At 57.6% G+C, this 18,057-nt stretch carries 13 protein-coding genes and 1 tRNA gene; 11 read left to right on the top strand and 3 right to left on the bottom strand.

Going from position 1 to position 18,057, the window contains the following annotated elements:
• The first annotated feature begins 196 nt into the window (after window positions 1-196).
• From ACZ5AL_RS03430 to ACZ5AL_RS03475, 10 genes are all read left to right on the top strand, one after another.
• On the top strand, window positions 197-1,939 hold the full coding sequence (locus tag ACZ5AL_RS03430; RefSeq protein ID WP_464512190.1) for a cation:proton antiporter domain-containing protein: 1,743 nt from the start codon (window positions 197-199) through the stop codon (window positions 1,937-1,939).
• Window positions 1,932-3,596, top strand: a complete 1,665-nt coding sequence (locus ACZ5AL_RS03435) for a cation:proton antiporter domain-containing protein (protein WP_464512191.1) — start codon at window positions 1,932-1,934, stop codon at window positions 3,594-3,596. Before ACZ5AL_RS03430 ends, ACZ5AL_RS03435 begins: the two co-directional genes overlap by 8 nt.
• A gap of 114 nt (window positions 3,597-3,710) precedes the next feature.
• Window positions 3,711-3,783, top strand: a tRNA-Ala gene (locus ACZ5AL_RS03440).
• Between the two features lie 190 nt (window positions 3,784-3,973).
• Window positions 3,974-4,639, top strand: coding sequence for a ribonuclease H-like domain-containing protein (locus tag ACZ5AL_RS03445; RefSeq protein WP_464512193.1), 666 nt, complete (start codon window positions 3,974-3,976; stop codon window positions 4,637-4,639).
• Window positions 4,640-5,485: 846 nt separating this feature from the next.
• Window positions 5,486-6,427 carry a PLP-dependent cysteine synthase family protein gene (locus ACZ5AL_RS03450; RefSeq protein WP_464512194.1) on the top strand — a complete coding sequence of 314 codons (942 nt, stop codon included), beginning with the start codon at window positions 5,486-5,488 and terminating at the stop codon, window positions 6,425-6,427.
• Window positions 6,428-6,487: 60 nt separating this feature from the next.
• Window positions 6,488-6,922: a M67 family metallopeptidase gene (locus ACZ5AL_RS03455; RefSeq protein ID WP_464512195.1), complete on the top strand. Its 435-nt coding sequence runs from the start codon at window positions 6,488-6,490 to the stop codon at window positions 6,920-6,922.
• Window positions 6,923-6,955: 33 nt separating this feature from the next.
• Entirely contained in the window at window positions 6,956-7,240 is a 285-nt protein-coding gene (locus ACZ5AL_RS03460) for a ubiquitin-like small modifier protein 1 (protein ID WP_464512197.1), read from the top strand.
• 263 nt (window positions 7,241-7,503) lie between these two features.
• Entirely contained in the window at window positions 7,504-8,676 is a 1,173-nt protein-coding gene (gene moeB / locus ACZ5AL_RS03465) for a molybdopterin-synthase adenylyltransferase MoeB (RefSeq protein WP_464512198.1), read from the top strand.
• Window positions 8,677-9,457: 781 nt separating this feature from the next.
• A complete protein-coding gene (locus ACZ5AL_RS03470) occupies window positions 9,458-11,968 on the top strand; it encodes a BamA/TamA family outer membrane protein (RefSeq protein ID WP_464512199.1) in 2,511 nt (836 codons plus the stop codon).
• A gap of 58 nt (window positions 11,969-12,026) precedes the next feature.
• Window positions 12,027-12,617: a Crp/Fnr family transcriptional regulator gene (locus ACZ5AL_RS03475; RefSeq protein WP_464512201.1), complete on the top strand. Its 591-nt coding sequence runs from the start codon at window positions 12,027-12,029 to the stop codon at window positions 12,615-12,617.
• Between the two features lie 33 nt (window positions 12,618-12,650).
• Here the strand turns inward: ACZ5AL_RS03475 and ACZ5AL_RS03480 are convergent, their stop codons facing one another.
• Window positions 12,651-12,815 (bottom strand): hypothetical protein, encoded by a 165-nt coding sequence (locus ACZ5AL_RS03480; protein ID WP_464512202.1) that lies wholly within the window; start codon window positions 12,813-12,815, stop codon window positions 12,651-12,653.
• A gap of 52 nt (window positions 12,816-12,867) precedes the next feature.
• On the opposite strand from ACZ5AL_RS03480, the gene ACZ5AL_RS03485 reads away from it, so the two are divergent.
• Window positions 12,868-14,736 carry an ABC transporter ATP-binding protein gene (locus ACZ5AL_RS03485; protein ID WP_464512203.1) on the top strand — a complete coding sequence of 623 codons (1,869 nt, stop codon included), beginning with the start codon at window positions 12,868-12,870 and terminating at the stop codon, window positions 14,734-14,736.
• A 999-nt stretch (window positions 14,737-15,735) separates the two neighbouring features.
• Here ACZ5AL_RS03485 and ACZ5AL_RS03490 read toward each other — a convergent pair.
• Together ACZ5AL_RS03490 and ACZ5AL_RS03495 are read right to left on the bottom strand one after the other, a co-directional pair.
• Window positions 15,736-16,191, bottom strand: a complete 456-nt coding sequence (locus tag ACZ5AL_RS03490; protein WP_464512205.1) for a hypothetical protein — start codon at window positions 16,189-16,191, stop codon at window positions 15,736-15,738.
• 685 nt (window positions 16,192-16,876) lie between these two features.
• Window positions 16,877-18,007, bottom strand: coding sequence for a DUF445 domain-containing protein (locus ACZ5AL_RS03495; protein WP_464512206.1), 1,131 nt, complete (start codon window positions 18,005-18,007; stop codon window positions 16,877-16,879).
• Window positions 18,008-18,057: the final 50 nt, after the last annotated feature.

Consider the following 18,057-nt stretch of genomic DNA (forward strand, 5'->3'; position numbering starts at 1 on the left):
GTTCAACGAGAAAGCTGCAAGCAAGAATATGTAGTCGGAAGGCGATGTTGAACGCTTGACTTGTTTGTCGCGTTGTTTCCTCGGTCTTGCGAACGGCGTCTGGCTGGGCTCACATTCAACCGCTTTCTATCTTCTGCCCGGTTTGTCTTGACAGCGCACAGGCTGTTGATGCTTCTCGATCATACCTATTCGTGCCATGGACTTAACCGTTGATCTTGCCATTATCCTGCTTAGTGCGGCGGTGATGGGATTTGTGGCGAAGCAGACGCGTCAGCCTACTATTGTGGGATACATTCTTGCGGGGGTTCTCATCGGTCCCGCGGTGCTGGGCATCGTAGAGGTGGGCGAGCTTACCGAAACGCTCTCTGAACTGGGGCTGGCCTTTCTTCTCTTCCTTCTTGGCATCAAGATGCGGCTCGATGAGATCCAGCATGTGCTTGCTCCGGTTGTCAAAATTTCGGGGCCGCAGATGGCGCTTGTAGCTCTTGCTGGAGGGGGCATCGCGCTATCCTTGGGGTTCACCAGTATGGAGGCACTCATCATCGCTCTGGCGGTAATGTACAGCTCGACCGCTGTGGTGATTAAGATGCTCACGGATAAAGACGAGGCCACCTCGCTGCACGGAAAGATCGATGTCGGTATACTACTCGTGCAGGATGTCGTGGTAGTGATTCTGCTGGCTGTGATGGCCGCCGGACGCCCCGAGAGTCTCGCTGAAGTGGGGGCCACGCTGGCTGTTGTGCTCACGCTGGTGGCTATTATCAGCGTTGCAGCGCTCGCCGCCTCCCGCTATGCACTGCCCCCGCTGTTTCGGCGCATTGCCGACAACAAGCAGGTGTTTTTCCTGATCGCCATCTCGTGGGCTTTCCTTTTCGTGCTCATCTCTAAGGAGATCAATGTGATCCTTTCCCCGCTCGGCATTGAGGCGTATCTCTCGATCGAGATGGGGGCGTTCCTTGCCGGACTGGCTATCGCGCAGCTGCCGTACAGCAAAGAACTAAAGGACCGCATCAATCCGCTCACAGACCTCTTCGTGATGGTCTTCTTTGTGACGGTTGCGCTCGATCTTGAGGCCAGCGCCCTGCTTTTCTACTGGCAGGAAGCGGTGATTACTGCGCTTGTCCTCATGCCCGTGAAGTTCTTCATCTTCTTCGCGCTCATTAACTGGCAGAAGTTTGACCTGGAAACGACCTTTCTCGGCAGCATCAATATGATCCAGGTCAGCGAGTTTGGCATCATACTGGGCGTGGCGGCGTTTGCCGGTGATTTTGTTGGGCAAGAAGTGCTGGGCTATCTGACGCTGCTCGCCCTTATCACCATGGCGGTGTCGGTCTACTTCATCGAATACAATCATGCGCTTTACACGCGTCTTAGGCCATATCTCAAACGCTGGGAGACAGAAAACACGTTCGAAGGCGGGAAGAAAGAATATCAGAACCACGCAATTGTAATCGGCTACGATGCGGTCACCCGAAATATCTTGCCATTACTCGCCGAGCGATATGACGATATCGTCGTGGTGGACCGTCGCGTCGATCATATCCAGACTCTTACAGAGGAAGGGTACACCACCCTCTATGGCGACTTCCGTAACGCGACTATTCGCAAAGACACCGCGATCAAACGAGCCGCATTTGTGATCTCTTCGTCTGTCGAGCTGGATGTAAACAGTGCACTTCTTCGCGAGGCGCCTGATGATGCGATCGTCTTTGTGGAAGCAAGAGAAATCGAGGATGCCCGTGAACTGTACGAGCGAGGCGCACACTGCGTCATTATGAGCACACGATTGGCAGGCGACCGGCTTTCGTCCTACCTCAAGGCGTATCTTGAGGATGAAGACGCGTTCAAACGAATTGCTGAAGCCGATGCCGAGTTGCTCCGTAGCCCCGATCCCCTTCCCGCTATGCATAAAAAAATGGTAGGTGGCCTTGATGGTTGATCTTCTTACGACCCTCTCCATCATTTTTATTGTTGCCGGTCCGTTCCTGCTTGTTGCCAACAAGTTTGAGATACCTACCGTCCCGCTACTTATCGTAGCAGGACTTGTGGCAGGAATGTTTATTGAAGAAGGGCTCACTCTGGAGCTTGCGCGGTATGGTATTGCGCTGCTCGTCTTTTCCTTTGGCGTGGGGGTCCAGTTCGATACCGTGCGTACTGTGCTGCTCGATAGCGAGATCGCCACCCTCGGGCAGATTCTCATAGTGGGTTCGCTTGGGATCGGGTCTGGACTGGCCTTTGGCATTCCCCTGCAGGAGTCGATCTATCTCGGGATTGCCGCTGCTCTGTCGTCGACTATTGTAGGAACATCCCTTCTCCGAAAAGAAATTCGACGCAACCTCGTACGGGGACGACTGGCCCAGTCGATCCAGTTTGTTCAAGATCTGATTGCGCTCGTTCTGCTGCTCATATTGAGCGCTGAGGCATTCGCGATGGACCCGATCGCTACGCAAATCGGGTACGGATTGATGTTGCTCGTGGGGGCCGTCTTCGTCAACCGGTACGTGTTCGACCTGCTCGGGCGGCTGGCTGGTGGATCATCAGAGCTGATGATTATTGGTGCGGTATCGCTTCTTGTTTTGTTCATGAGTGCAGCGGAAGCCATTGACGTTTCAATCGTTGTAGGAGCATTTGCTGCGGGACTTGCCGTTCGGCACGATCAAGACCGCTATATGGGGTTGTTTAATGGCATTGAGTCGATTAAGGACTTCTTCGTTGCCATTTTCTTTGTAACAATTGGTGCACTTGTAGCGCTCCCCACGCTCGAAGAAGTGCTCGTTGTTGCAGTCCTTGTGCTCCTAACGGCTGTCGTAAAACCGATCGTAACCACCTCGATTCTGATCTATCAGGGCTACGAAGCACGCTCGGCAACGCTGACGAGCCTAAGCACCGACCAGGTGAGTGAGTTTGCTCTTATCATTGCCATTGAAGCGCTGATTCTTGGCTTTCTGACGCAGTCGGTGTTTAGTGCCATCATTTTGGCGACTGCGGTGACGATGATCACTTCCAGCCTCAGTCAACGCTATGACGAACAGATCTACCGGGCCCTCGCTGATCGTGGGCTGATTGTTGGACGACACGACAAAATCGATGCCTGGAGCAGCTGCGCAGATGATGTTACCGACCATGTAATCATCGTCGGTTATGGTCGCCAGGGTCAGCAGCTTGTCAAAACTTGCGAGGCGCTCGGTCAACGGTATATCGTAATCGAGAATGATCCTGTACTACGCGACACGGTACGCCTGGAGTGCGAAGAGTTTGTCTTTGGCGATGCGATGGAACGGTACACCTGGAAAAAGGCCAATCCTGCAGCGGCCCGGCTTGTTATCTCAACAATCCCCATCGGTACGCTCTCACAACGGATTCTCGACCTGATTTCTGGAACCGACGTTATTCTGAGTGCAGACGATGTAAATGAAGCGCTCGCCCTCCTTGATCGAGGCGCCCTGTACGTTACAGTAACTGACCTGTTGGCTGGTGAACAACTGGTGCAGTACGTGCAGGCACTGATACATGGAAACTTGACGCCTGAGGCACTTCGCGATAAGCAGCAGCGGTTTCTTGAAAACCAGCCTGAGAATATCGTGTCCACTCTCTGAAGTTGATCGCCCCGCTCTTACATCTATGGAATGTAGATGAAAGGGGGGCACAGCCGTAATGAGCTGGAACCAATACCCATTCGCTACAATACCACACGACTGTAACCCACAGGCGGGGCCATAGCTCAGTTGGTAGAGCGCTTGCATGGCATGCAAGAGGTCCGGGGTTCGAATCCCCGTGGCTCCACACCTTCCGCCCGATAGCTTCCCCCGGCTGTCGGGCTTTTTTGTTGGATGTGCGTTATGCGCATCCCTCTCCCCACCTCTCCCTGCTTTCCCCGGAAGCATATTGTCCGGTAGCGATTCCCGCGCGCATTACCTATCTTGTAACAGATTGTCTTCCTGTACGCTACTCTGCGCTCCAACACTGCCCTGCTATGCAACTAATTGCCTGGGACATCGAAACATGCCCGTTTCCCGAAGACAGCTATTCAGAGGCGCAGCAGTCGCGCTATGAAGAGCGGCTGGCCAAACGGCGCGCCAAGCATCCCGATGAGGATCCCGACGATGCCTCGCGCCTGGTGCGGAGCCTGCATCCGTTCTTAAGCTGGATCTGCTGCATCAGCGCGGTGCGCAGCCCACTCGGCGATGCCCCCAACCGCCCCAAAAGCTGGACCGCCGCTACGCCTGACGACGAAGCCGAACTGTTAGATCGTTTTTGGGACGATATTAAGCACATCACGTCCAACGCATCGTCCATTCGGTGGGTCACGTTCAACGGCAAGCAGTTCGATGTGCCCTTTGTCGAAGCGCGCAGCGTACACCATGGCGTTACGCCCTTTGGAAAACAGCTGCTCGATACGTATCCCTTCAACGACGCTCCGCACCTCGACCTCATGAAGCTGTGGCCCATGCCGCTTCGGCTGCACGAGCTCTGTGAACTGGTGGGCGTGGATTCTCCCAAAGACGAAGGCGACGGCAGCCGCGTGGCCGACCTTGTAGCTGACGGTCAGATCGAACAGGTGGCCCGCTACTGTGAGAAAGACGTGATGGCCACGCTCGCCTGTGCAAAAAAAGTCTGGCCGCTCCTCCAGGCCCGGTAACGGATTGGGCTATCCGCGCACTACGTTGAGGCAGCGGCTACGTTGGCAGAGTAGATCCCGAGCGGCCATTGAACCGCGCCAAACAGAGACAGCGTACCGCGAGGCCGTTCTATACATGTCATGCTGAACGAAGTGAAGCATCTCAGCGCTATGGGGGCGGGGGGCCTGCTGCTCAGTGTCCACGATGGGCACCCTGCGCGCCCCGGACGTAGCGAGCCCGTAAGCATGGCGTTGAGATCGTTCCGCCTAGCGGCGTCAGGATGACCTGCAGCACGATATGATCTAGAGCATGTATGTGTTTAGCGACGTGCCACAGATCGCCGGAGACGCAAACGGTCCCCCGCTATGGGGGTGCTCACATCGCGCCGTCCTGTAGCCCGGGATCAGGAGCGGATATCCCGAGCGGCCTTTGAAACACGCTAAACATGTACCTTCCCCGAGGAGGAAGGCCAGGATGGAGGGGAAAACACTCATCTGAGCTCAATGCACTCAGGGTTGGTAGAGCGCTACCGTAAAGACTAAGCAGACACGCTCAACCTACTGGATGAGATCTGTATCCCAGGAAGACTCGTTCACTGCGCTCACGCAGATTGGAAGACCCCGCAACGTTACCCCCAATGCTGGAACGGAGTCTATCAGTCGGCTTACCACTACACAAATGTACGTGCCCCCCTAATATCTCTCCCCCTGTCTCCGATGCAGAACATCCCCTGCTGTCCTTGCTGCTGTTGCTGTAAGCCGAGAGGCTGTTGGAGGTAGGGCGTGCATGTACATCGTGTGTTTCCTTCTGCTTCAGCCTCTCCGGATTGCCGCGAGAGGCTTTTTTCGTTGATGCCCCCTGTTCTGATGTCTTACCCTGACACCCTATCTCCCGTGCCTGAGGCTCCGGAAACCGATTCGCGTCCGGCGTTGCTCAACCAGATCGGCGCGACTCCGCTGCTGCCGCTTCGCCGCATCGGAGCGCATCTGTCCGATACCGTAACGCTGTGGGCGAAAGCCGAACACTTCAACCCCGGCGGCTCCGTAAAAGATCGTCCGGCCCGCCAGATGATCGAAGCCGGACTCGCTAGCGGGGCGTACCAGCCCCATCACACGCTGATTGATGCGACCAGCGGCAACACGGGCATTGCGTATGCTATGATCGCCGCCGCTCTAAACCGCGACGTGACGCTCGCGCTTCCAGAAAACGCCTCTGCTGAACGCAAGGCTATTCTTCGCGCCTACGGTGCCGAGCTGATTCTGACCGATCCGATGGAAGGCACCGACGGCGCGCAGGCGTACGTACGCCACGAGGTCGAGGCCCACCCCGATCGTTACTTCTATCCGGATCAGTACAACAACGACGCCAACTGGCAGGCACATTATGTACACACCGCCCCTGAAATTATCGACCAGACGGGCGGAGCCGTTACCCACTTTGTGGCCGGGCTCGGCACCACCGGCACATTCACCGGCGTGTCGCGGCGCCTCAAAGAGCACAACGCATCCGTCACCTGCATCGCCATGCAGCCCGACACCCCGCTACACGGACTCGAAGGACTCAAGCACCTGCCAACCGCCGAGGTGCCGGGCATCTACGACGATACCCTGGTGGATACGCACGCTACCTGCTCGACCGAAGACGCGCTCGCGATGACGAAACGGCTGGCCCAGGAAGAAGGGCTCCTCGTTGGTCCATCAGCGGGCGCAAATGTAGCGACCGCCCTTCGCATCGCCGAAACGCTCGACGCCGGACACGTCGTCACCATCCTCTGCGATACCGGCACGCGCTATCTGAGCGATGACTGACTGAGCGATGACTAACGCTTCGTATCCCGCTTTCTGCTTTCCCTTACCCGCAATGCAATCATGCAGACCACACCTGATGTATTAGACGCCATTCGCACCCACGGAGCCGAAGGCTATCCGGAAGAGGTCTGCGGCCTTTTGCTGGGTAACGTGCACGATGGCACAAATGTGGTAACGGCCATCCACCGTGTCGACAATGAAGAGGACGCCAATCGCGAGCGGAACTATCTCATTCCGCCCGATGCCTTCCGGGAGGCCCAGCAATCGGCTCGTAGCGAAGGACGCGATATCGTAGGGGTTTACCATTCGCATCCCGACCACCCTGCTGAGCCCTCCGAGACGGATCTAGATCAGGCTACCTTTCCAGGCTACACCTATGTGATTGTCTCCGTGTACGAGGGGACGCCCCAAGATCTGACCGCGTGGCAACTGATCCGCGATCGTTCTCGCTTTAACGAAGAACCCATTCACACAGAGGCTGAATCCTCTCGCTAACTCACCTTCTATCCCTCTACCTTTATTCCGTTTATGAGCACACCAACCATCACCATCGAAATACCCACCCCGCTGCGCAGCTTTACCGACGACCAGGCCACGGTAGAGGTGGAGGGCGCAACGGTGCGCGAGGCGCTAAAGAACCTCGTGGCTCAATATCCCGATCTTGAAAGCAATCTGTACACCGACGCGGGCGAACTGCGCCAGTTCGTGAACATCTACGCGGGCGACGACGACATTCGCTATCTCAACGGCCCCGACACTGCTCTTGAAGACGGCACCGCGCTCTCCATTGTGCCATCCATTGCAGGCGGATGACCCTCACTGTCCACACGCATCATTTGTCACAGCGGCACTGGTTAAACACCAAATGATAAGGTGATTGAAGATCGCAGTTTTGTCTTGTTCGAACCCCCACTCCCTACGGGTTTCTCCCCCTTAGCCAAGGGGGAGATGTCCACAGGATCACGCCTGCGGCGAAGCTCGAAGACAGAGGGGGTTTGAGCGAGTTGCGATGATGTAACCCACATGTCAATCACTTAACATCTTACCGCTACCTGTCTCAGTAAACCGACGCTCCTATGTCTACTACAACTGCCGAACCGGTGCTCTCGACCGATGAGCTGCGCCGCTACAATCGCCATTTAACACTGCCCGAGTTTGGACGCGCAGGCCAGGAGAAGCTCAAAAACGCTTCGGTCTTGCTCGTGGGTGCAGGCGGACTGGGCTCGCCAGCGGCTACCTATCTGGCTGCCGCCGGTATCGGGCACATCGGCCTGGTCGATTTTGACACGGTCGAAGCCTCGAACCTCCAGCGACAGATCTTGTACGGCACCAGCGACATTGGCCGCCCCAAGCTCGACGCTGCCGAAGAACGCCTGCGCGACTTGAATCCTCATGTCGACATCACGCGCCATGAGGTGCGGTTGAGCAGCAAGAATGCGCTCGACATCGTGGATCAGTACGACGTAGTGGCCGACGGAACCGACAACTTCCCCACGCGCTACCTGGTAAACGATGCCTGTGTGCTTACCGGCACCCCCAACGTGTACGCCTCCATCTTTCGGTTTGAAGGGCAGGTCTCGGTCTTTGCTACCGAAGATGGCCCGTGCTACCGCTGCCTCTATGAAGAGCCGCCGCCCCCCGGACTCGTGCCGTCGTGCGCCGAAGGCGGTGTGCTGGGTGTACTCCCCGGACTGGTCGGCACGCTGCAGGCGACCGAAGTTATCAAGCTGATTACGGGCATTGGCGAGCCGCTCATTGGGCGCCTGCTCATGGTGGATGCACTGCGCATGAACTTCCGCACGCTCACCGTACAGAAAAATCCGGATTGTGTGATCTGCAGCGATAACGCCACGCAGACGGAACTGATTGACTACGAAGCGTTTTGCGGCATTCCCGATCCTGACGAATCAACCGACGACGATATGGCCGTTCCCGAAACGACTGTTCAAGAGCTAAAAGCCGCCCGCGACAATGGCGATGCTCCGTTCCTGCTCGACGTGCGCAAGCCTCACGAAGCCGACATCGCCTCGATCGATGCCGACCAGCTGATTCCAGTTGATGAGCTTGCGAGCCGCCTCGACGAACTCAACGCCCCGAAAGATAAGCCCGTCGTGATACACTGCCGCTCGGGCGCACGCTCCGAACGCGCCACCGAGTTTCTGCGTCAGCATGGTTACGACGCCTCGAACCTGAAAGGCGGCATTCTGGCGTGGAGCGAGGAGATCGATAACAGCGTACCGACGTATTAGCGTTTGGGAGTGGGCGAGCGTGTTTCCTGAATGTCATGCTGAACGGAGTGAAGCATCTCAACGCCCTGTGGCCGGGGCGCTTTGCTCCTCATTGTCCATGGGGGCTCACGCGCCCGGACGTGCCGAGTCTGCGGAGATGGCGCTGCGATCTTTCCGTCTAGCTGCGTCGAAAGATCTCCCTCGAAATGAGCAGGGCCACTCGATCGATCAGAGCCTGCTGAGCGTCGGGGAGATGGTTCGACGTGCTCCGGGCTGGGCCCGTCGCGTGCTCACCATGACAGGCTTTTTGAAGGAGATTGGGACACAGAGTTTGCCACGGTCTCCGTATCCTAACATTGTCATCGCGAGGAGGGAGCCCTGCGACCGACGCGGCGCTGTGAGCGGCAGCGAACGAGTACTCCTGGGGTGCGATCTCATGCTGTTGATCCGGCGGCTACATCCGGCCTGATAGCATGAGATTGCGTCGCTGTGCTCGCAATGACAACGACGTGAGTTATTTTTGGTACGTTAGGGGGCACATGCGTTATCCGAAGTTTGACCTATGACACACCAGTAGTTCGCGTCAGAGAGATTCAGGAGGAGGGATTTCGTACGCTCACGCAACACGAAAAGGCCCTTTCCGAGATGGGCAGGCCACCTGTGCGTCAGATTGGCTCTGACCATGTAGGTGGTATCGCGTTGCCTATGCCAAAAGGCATTGTGCACGAACCAATGCGCCCGGTCACAGGGTAGACCTCCATTGTAGCCGCACCCACTTTTGCTGACTCGCTGTTTGTTGTTCGTGTCTGTTTCCCTTGTTTCCCGGATACGCGGCCTGGCGCTCTTGGCCATCCTCTGGGGAGTTGTGCTACCCGTCTCGGTGTCGGCGCAACAACAACCCATGCTCGACACGGCAGACCTGGAAGACCAACCCATTGTACGTAGCGTTGTCATTGAGGGAAACGACGAAATTCGCACCTCGCGCCTACGCGGGCGCTTGCAAACCCAAGCCAATCGGCGCATTCTGGGCATCCCCGGATTCACCTGGTGGCGCTGGGTGTACAAGACCGGTGACGCCATCGGCGGACGCATCGGCACAGCCATGCGATCGAGCGGAGAACCGCCGGCTCACCTCGACTCCACCCTCATCGACGGCGACCTTGAACGCCTGCGCGCCTTCTACGAACAGCAAGGCTTTCGCGAAGCTACCATCGATGCCGAGGTGCGCGCCTCTCGATATGAAGACCGCGTCACCGTAGCTTTTCAAATCGATGAAGGCCCCGCCACCTACTTGCGTTCCATTGAGTACAGCGGACTTGCGGGCGCCCCGGAATCCGTACAGCGTGAGGTCGTGAACGAATCGATTTTTGAAGAGGGGACGCCCGATCCGAGCAACCCCTTTAAGCTGTACTTAGACGACCAACGGTATGAGACGCCTAAGCTGTTGGAGGAGCGCCAGCGGGTGCTCCAAGCATTACGCAACGGCGGATATGCAGGGGTTTCACGCGACTCGCTGCGCGCATTCGTTTTCACGCCGCGCCCCGACTCGTTCGATGTTCAACTGCAAATGCGCACCGGTCCACGCTATCGATTTGGAGATGTGCAGTTTGATATCGAGGGCCCCAGCCGCACAGCCTCCCAGCGCAACGACACGCTCGACGTACCTGTGGATCCACGTGCAGGGCATACGCCCACCGTTACGGCCACCTTCTCTAACGAGCGCCGTATGAGCCCGAGTCTACTCCGCCGCGCCCTCCAGTTTACACCCGGCACGTACTACAGTCAAGAGCGCGTGCTGGCCACCAAGCGGCGTCTTGAAGGCACAGGCACCTTCACCTTCACGAATCTCTCCCCACAGCTTGAAGACACCCTGCGCGTTAACAGCAGCGGAGAAGTGTTTGTACCGATTCAGGTCTCTGGCCGCACGCGCGAGCGTCATCAGTTGCGCGCCGAAACATTTGCACTACAGCGCGAAGTCGTTACCGATGTCGAGAATGAACTCGGGCTTGGGCTTGGGCTCACCTACGAGAATGCGAACCTGTTGGGCGGGGGCGAACGCTTTCAGATGCGCACCGCCGCCTCTATCGCCACCAACCTCGACTCCCTCACATCCATGCAGCTAGAGGTGGCTCCCTCAGTCACGCTCCCCTACCTTATCGGTCCGTTTTCCGGACTCGACCAGTGGTTTCGTCTGGTGGATACGCGAACGCGGGTCTCCCTTAGCGCACTTACTGCCCGCCGCGACGACCTGCGCCTGCGCATCCGGGCTCGCATTGGTGCGCAGGTACGCCTGGAGCTCGACCACACCGAATCCCTCCGCTCGCTGATCGACGTGACCGACCTCAGTATCAGCAACCCGGATACCCTTGACCAGTTCAGCGAGCGTTTTCTCGATCGCGTGTTTGGAACAGGAGAGGACGGAGGGCTCACGGATCCGGTGCAGCGAAATCAGATTCTCGAAGACTACACCGAGCCGCAATTCAACAGCGCCATTCGGTACACCCTGCAGTCCATGACAGCCAACCCGCTTCGGCGCAACCAGGGGCATGTGTACGAAGGTACCGCTGAGGTCGGCAACCTGGTTCCGCTGGCCCTCGACCGGTTTGTCTTTTCGCCGAGCACGGTAAGCAGTACCTTGCCGGGGTTTGGCGACCAGGAACTGATCTATCGGCCATACGTGCGCGTTCAGGCAGATGCGCGCCGCTACCTTCCGCTTAGTTCCAGCACCACGCTGGCCATGCGTGCATTTGGCGGCATGGCGCATCCGATTGGCATTCCGAATGTCGTTCCGTTCGATCGACGCTACTTCAGTGGCGGCGGTACCAGCGTACGCGGCTGGGCCCTTCGCGAACTGGGGCCGGGGGGGGCGTCTGTTGCCGCCCAACCCGACGCCTCGACCATGAATGCAGCACCAACCGATGCCGAAGTGGCGAATCTCTTGGGAGGGGATGTAAAACTGGAAGCCAACATCGAACTGCGCACCCGCATCATCCGCCGATTGCTGGCTGCCGATTGGCTTCTAACAGGCTTTGTGGATGCGGGCAATGTGTGGTTTGGACCGCGTAACCCCGGCTTTGGGTCGCAGTCCGAAGAGCCCCTCCCTGCCCGCGCAACTGGGCGCTTTCGCTTTCCTGAAGCCGCGACCGAGATCGGGGTGGGCTCCGGGGTTGGACTCCGGCTGGCCTGGGAGTTTTTTGTGATGCGTCTGGATGTTGCGTACCGCGTACACGACCCCTCACCCCTGCAAGATGACCTCTTTCGAAACGGACTACGCAACCCGCGCTTGCATTTTGGCATCGGCCATGCATTTTAAGAGATACGGCGACACGGCACCACTTTCATCTGACTGCTGACCTGACTGTCTGGCCCCTATGTCAACCTTCGGTTTTCTTCGCCGCTCGGTCGAGCGCCTCTACCACCAGTTTCAGCAAACGTCAGATACAGATTATGTAGACGAGGTGCGGGCCGTTCTTACGAACACGCCGGTGTTTCAGTCGTGCTCGTACCGCACGCTTGGCGCTTTGGCGGCCTCTATGCATCGCCGCACGTACCAGCCGGGCGAGGTGCTTTATTACGAGCGCGATCCTGGTCTGGGGCTCTACGTAATTGAGCATGGACAGGTGCGCCTTTCTGCTGATTGGGAGCAGGAACGAATGGATATGCGGGTGGCGGGTCCCAACGATTTGTTCGGCGCCCTCTCGCTGGTCGGTGACTTTCGCCGTATGGAAACCGCTGAGGCCACCACCGAAGTGCGTGTGCTTGGTCTCTTTCAACCTGATCTGGAGAGCCTCACGCAGCGCCGTCCGCAAGCATCCATCGAAATCCTGCAGGTCCTCACACAACTCCTGGCGACGCAATACATCGAGCTCATCGACATCATTGCCGATCGAGACGGCGAAGACATCGCCCTGCAAAGCTATGCTCAGGTAACCGCTCAAACCAATCGCCCGGCTGACGATTGAAAAGCGACCCCAAAAGCTTCTGGCGGTGTTGCATTAGGGCAACAGTTGCTCGTTGATTTGTCCCACCCGCCAGTGCGATTCGAAGTCATGGTCGGGATGTGCGAAAAAGAGCTCGCCCGTCTCGGGGTCAACCGCCAGCAAGCGTGGCGTGTCTTCCACTTCGAAAAGCACCTCGCCTTCTGTTGTTACGGCAGCCATCCGGCCCCACATGCTGCAATCCTGATACATTCGTCCGTGCAAGCATCAGGGCATGGATCTCACATGCGTTGTGGTGGTTGAGTTAGGCTGTATTATTCTGTCTCGCACTCCGCATGTCATGGGTCCGCTCTCCACCCTTAACCATTACTTTTGGCGGTACAAGTATCTGTTTATTCCAGGCTTGCTGTGTACCATGATCTCAGCGGGCTTCCAGATTACAGTGCCCATGGTGGTGCGCCAGGCCATCGACAGCATCCCGCGCTTTGTGCGGCTCTACAACGTGTTTGAGGGCGGCACGCTACAGAGCAGTCTGTACGTCTACTTCTTCAGTGGACTGCTCATGTTTGCGCTTGTCATTGTGGCACTCACCGTCATCAGTGGCCTCTTTAAGTTTTTGATGCGCCAGACGGTGGTAGTGGCGTCGCGGCACATCGAGTACGACCTGCGCAACACGCTCTACGACCACCTGCAGAAACTCTCCCCAGCGTTCTACCAGACCTACTCGACCGGCGATGTTATTACGCGCTCAACGGATGACATTGAGAAGGTACGGCGCTACATTGGGCCCGCCATCATGTACATCACGCGGTCGCTTGTAATGGTAATCGTGGCCGTATCGGTGATGTTCGTCATTTCGCCGCGTCTTACGCTGTATGTGCTTGCTCCCATGCCGCTCTTGGCTATCGCGGTCTTTTTTATGGCGCACATGGTGCACACCCGCAGCGACCGTCTGCAGCGACAGTATTCCACGCTTACCAGCCGTATCCAAGAAGCTCTGGCTGGCATGCGGGTGCTCAAGGCGTACACGCGAGAGCCTGCTGAATCCAAGGCGCTCAATAAAGAGAGCGATGCCTACAAGTGGCGCAATCTGGATCTGGCACTTGTGGAAGCCGCCTGGCGTCCGGTGTTTCTGCTCATTGTGGGGCTCTCCACCATTATTGTGGTGTGGATGGGGGGACACATGGTGGCCGAAGGGCTTGTTACCATTGGCAACATTGCGGAGTATATCATCTACGTGAACCTGATGACGTGGCCCGTGGCGTCGCTCGGGTTCGTTATTACCATGATTCAGCGCGCCTCCGCATCGGTCATCCGGCTGAACAAGATTCTGGATACAGAGCCCGTCATCGCCGATGGGCCGCAAACCAACGAGGCGATTCAGAAAATCGACGGACGCATCACGTTCACCAACGTGTCGTTCCAGTATGACGACGAAGAGACGCCCGCGATTGAAAACATCAGCTTTGACCTGCCCGCCAACGGCACCCTGGCTATTGTGGGCCGCACCGGTGCAGGAAAAACAACGCTATCAGAGATGATCCCGCGCTTTCTGGATCCAGATACGGGCACAGTGGCGATCGATGGATATGACGTCCGTACCATTCCGCTGCAAACACTTCGACAGCACATTGGCTACGTGCCTCAAGATGTGTTTCTGTTTAGCGACACGGTCGCCAACAACATTGCGTTTGGCGACCCGGAGGCCAGCCGAACAGCCATTCGCGAGGCGGCCCGCGAGGCTGATTTGCTGGAGAATGTGAAGGATTTCTCGGATGGCTTTGACACGTACGTTGGCGAGCGGGGCATCACACTTTCGGGTGGACAAAAGCAACGCACATCCATTGCCCGGGCCCTCATTCGCAACCCGCAAATCCTTATCTTTGATGATGCCCTTTCGGCGGTGGATACGCGCACGGAGCAGCGCATCCTGAAGCGGCTGCGTGAGCGCCAGGGTGACCAGACCCTCGTGATCGTGACCCACCGGATGTCTGCCGTACAAGACGCTGATCTGATCCTGGTGATGGACGAGGGCCGCATCGTGCAAAAAGGCACTCACGATGAGCTGATCGACGAAGAGGGCTTGTACGCGACGCTTTGCCGCAAACAGCAACTCTCGGAAGAAATCGAGTCGATGCGGTAGCTCGATGGTTAACTCCCTCACCCTTGTTTCCTCTGCCGGCGGGGAGCTAAGTAGACCCACAAAAGTATCTTTGATTATGTCATTGCGAGGAGCGCTAGCGACGCGGCAATCTTGTGCCATCAAGCCGGGCAGCACCGTCCAGGTCGGGGGCATGAGATCGCCGCGTCAGTCGCAGGCTCCTTCCTCGCGATGACAAGGTGTAAATATATTTCTTTTGAGCTACCTAGTCTATGCACACAACTCGAGATGGTGATAATCGTTGATCACGGGTTGCAATCTGGACTTCTTGCAATCTGGACTTGTTGTTGACTGTTGTTGACGGGATCATCAACGTATTGGCCAGAACGAGGGACGGCGCCCGCGGGACCTCGCGCGGCCGATGCCTGTTCTGGATCCTGGATCGCGCTCGCAGGCTCGCTTGCCTGTTCTGAACTCGATTCAGGATCCATTCCCCCGACTATTCCCCTGAGAAGACGCCCAGATGGGTTCTTGTTGTAGGATCCAATTGTAGGATCCAACAGCCTCTCATTGAACAGGCGGTGGAGGAAACCAACGTTAAATAAACAACAGTAGCGAAGAAAAAGTTATGTGTAAGGACTAGGGCGGGGAGAGGGAGACTTGATTCGAGGGGCGATGGGATATTTTGCAGGGGCGATACCAGCTGCGAACAACCCATTCAGCATCACCCCCAAGTTCCTTCTCCCCGGGGAGAAGGACAGGATGAGGGGCGTCGGACTTCCGTTCTTGACACATCCGCCCCACGCTCGCCATACCCAAGCCGCCCCCAGCCAAAGTTGGACGTATCGCATCCGTCCCATGCATGTCATGCTGAACGGAAGTGAAGCATCGCAGCGCTATGTGGCCGAGGGGCTCTGCTGCTCATGTCCGCAAGGTGCACCCTGTGCGTACCGGACGTGGTGAGCCCGTAGGCATGGCGCCCAGATCCTTCCGCCTGGCGGCGTCAGGATGACTACTGATGCGGTAACTCCATCTCTAACGTCAACCCACCGCGGCGCGTTCGTCGTCTGTCAAGCGGCTTGGGTCGATGTGGGACGTTAGATGCGAAATGCGGTCTTGGATGTCGAGTGGAAGCGGGGTCGTCGGGGTTGATGCATCGAGCAGGTGGCGGTATAGCGCCAGAGCACGCACATGGCAACGTTGGGCCGTATCGAACTGATCTTGCCGCCGAAACAGATCGCCCTGATGCCGCAGCATATCAGCCACCTGCAGGCCCAGGTCGTGTGAGAAGCCATGATCGAGGGTGCAGTGCGCAATGGTATCGGCAACCGGACGTGCGTGCAGCGGACGGGTGCCGGGCTCGGTGAGCGTATCGAGCGCCTCGCGGATTTCTTCGTGGGCCGCGTCAATGCGTCCGTCGCTGACCAGCGCCAGCGCCTCCGCCAGCGCTTCGGTCATCTGCTTGATCTGGCGCATTAGTACATCGTTCTGAATCATGGCGCTGGGGAACGGTTGAGGGAGTCAGGCTAGACGTTGGGTGTACGGCAGGCGCGCAGGGCACGTTCAGAAGGGGCCGTACGCAAAAGCAAAAGAAGGCGGTGGGTAGACGCTAAGTGATAAAGCCATCAGATACTGCAGGTTTGTCTTGTTCGAACCCCCTCTCCCTTATTCCGCTTCGCTCCATCAGTCGCCCTCCGGGCTCGTGTCGGGTTTCTCCCCCTTAGCTCTAGTCCTTACACATAACTTTCTCTCTAGTATTTCGTTCGTGGGAAATTTGACTTCCCCACCGTCTGTTCAATGAGAGACTGTTGGATCCTACAACAAGAACCCATCTGGGCGTCTTCTCGGGGGAATAGTCGGGGGAATGGATCCTGAATCAAGTTCAGGATGACGTGTCGGGGGGACGGTGCTGGAGACGAAAGCTCCCTTTCAACCCAAATGCCTCCCTGCCGAACGTCATCCAGATCCTGAATCGAGTTCAGGACAGGCAAGCGATCATCAACGATTATCACCATCTCAGGTTATGGCATAGACTAGCTTGTCCAAGTGGGAGATGTCCACAGGATCACGCCTTCGGCGAAGCTCGGTAGACAGGAGGGTGAGCCGGATTCGATAGTGTCGGCTATACGACAATCACTTACCATTGAACCGCTACCCACAAGAAACGGTAATGGCCGGCTGTTTACGACTCGGGCTCCTCGTTTGCTTTGTGGTTTTGCCAGCGATACAGGATTTCGTCAAGCGCCAGTACAGTGCCTACGAGCGAGCCCAGCACCACCAGTGCCGGACCCGGGGCCCAGATGATCCATCCGCCCAGTACCCCGAGCACGGCGCCCAGATACTTGATGTAGTTCAGTTGCGTGTTGGTGGTTCGCTTCAGCAGTCGTTCGAGTTGCCGCTCATCGTAGGCACGTACCTTTTCTAAAATGATGCGGTCGATGGGAATGCGCTTGATGAGTCGAGAAAGCAGCAGCGTAATCGACGCGTCGATGTCGTGTCGCTGGGTGCGTAGGTAGTACGGCACCTGGTCGGCGGTAGACACCAGTTCGCGAGCAAGCCGAGGGGCCGCCTCGGGCAGTTCAGCGAGCAACGCGTTAACATGCTCTTCCACCAAGTCGGGCCGGATGCGACGCACGGTGCGAAGCATCCAGCCGGACATTCCGGGCGTCTCTTCGCGCTCCAGCATTTCGTGGATTGCGGTGCGCAGGCGGTCTTGGGTCGCCGGGGCAGCCAGCACGTCGTGCAGGGCGTTTTGGAGCCACTCGGTCGCATCAGCGCGGAAGGCTGGGTCGTGCACCAGCGCATCGGTCATATCGGTAACCCCTTCTCTTAGGCGGCGGGGCCAGCGTTTTTCGCGGAGCGTGGCTTGCAGAATGGAGGCGTTGATGAGTTCATCGGAGACCGCCTGTGCGAGCCGATGTGCTACATACTCGCGCTGTGCCGGGACCAGCCCTTGTCCGATGAGGGGGCGCTTTTCGCGAGGCTGAAAGAGCATTGTGATCGCCAGCCAGTTGGTGCCAAACCCGATGAGGCCGCTCACGCACAGAATGCGCAACAGCCCCTCGGCAGGCAACGTAACCGGGCCCACCGTCCAAACTGTGTCGGGGAAGTCCCACACAAACGAGAACCCAAACCCGAGGGCCAGCAGGTACGGTACGAGGCGAAGCACGGGAAGCCACCGTGCATGCGCGCTGTCGTTACGGGGCGGCGGAGACGAATCATGCGTGGGACGTGATGACGGGGCGTGCCGAAGCAGGTGCCGCCACAGGGCCGCCGATGTGTTGGTGGATGAAGAGGACTGTGTATCCGCCATATTTTGTGATGCCAATAACTATTCCCCATGCGGGGCTCAACCTGCGGAGG

This window comes from Natronotalea proteinilytica (assembly GCF_055379935.1).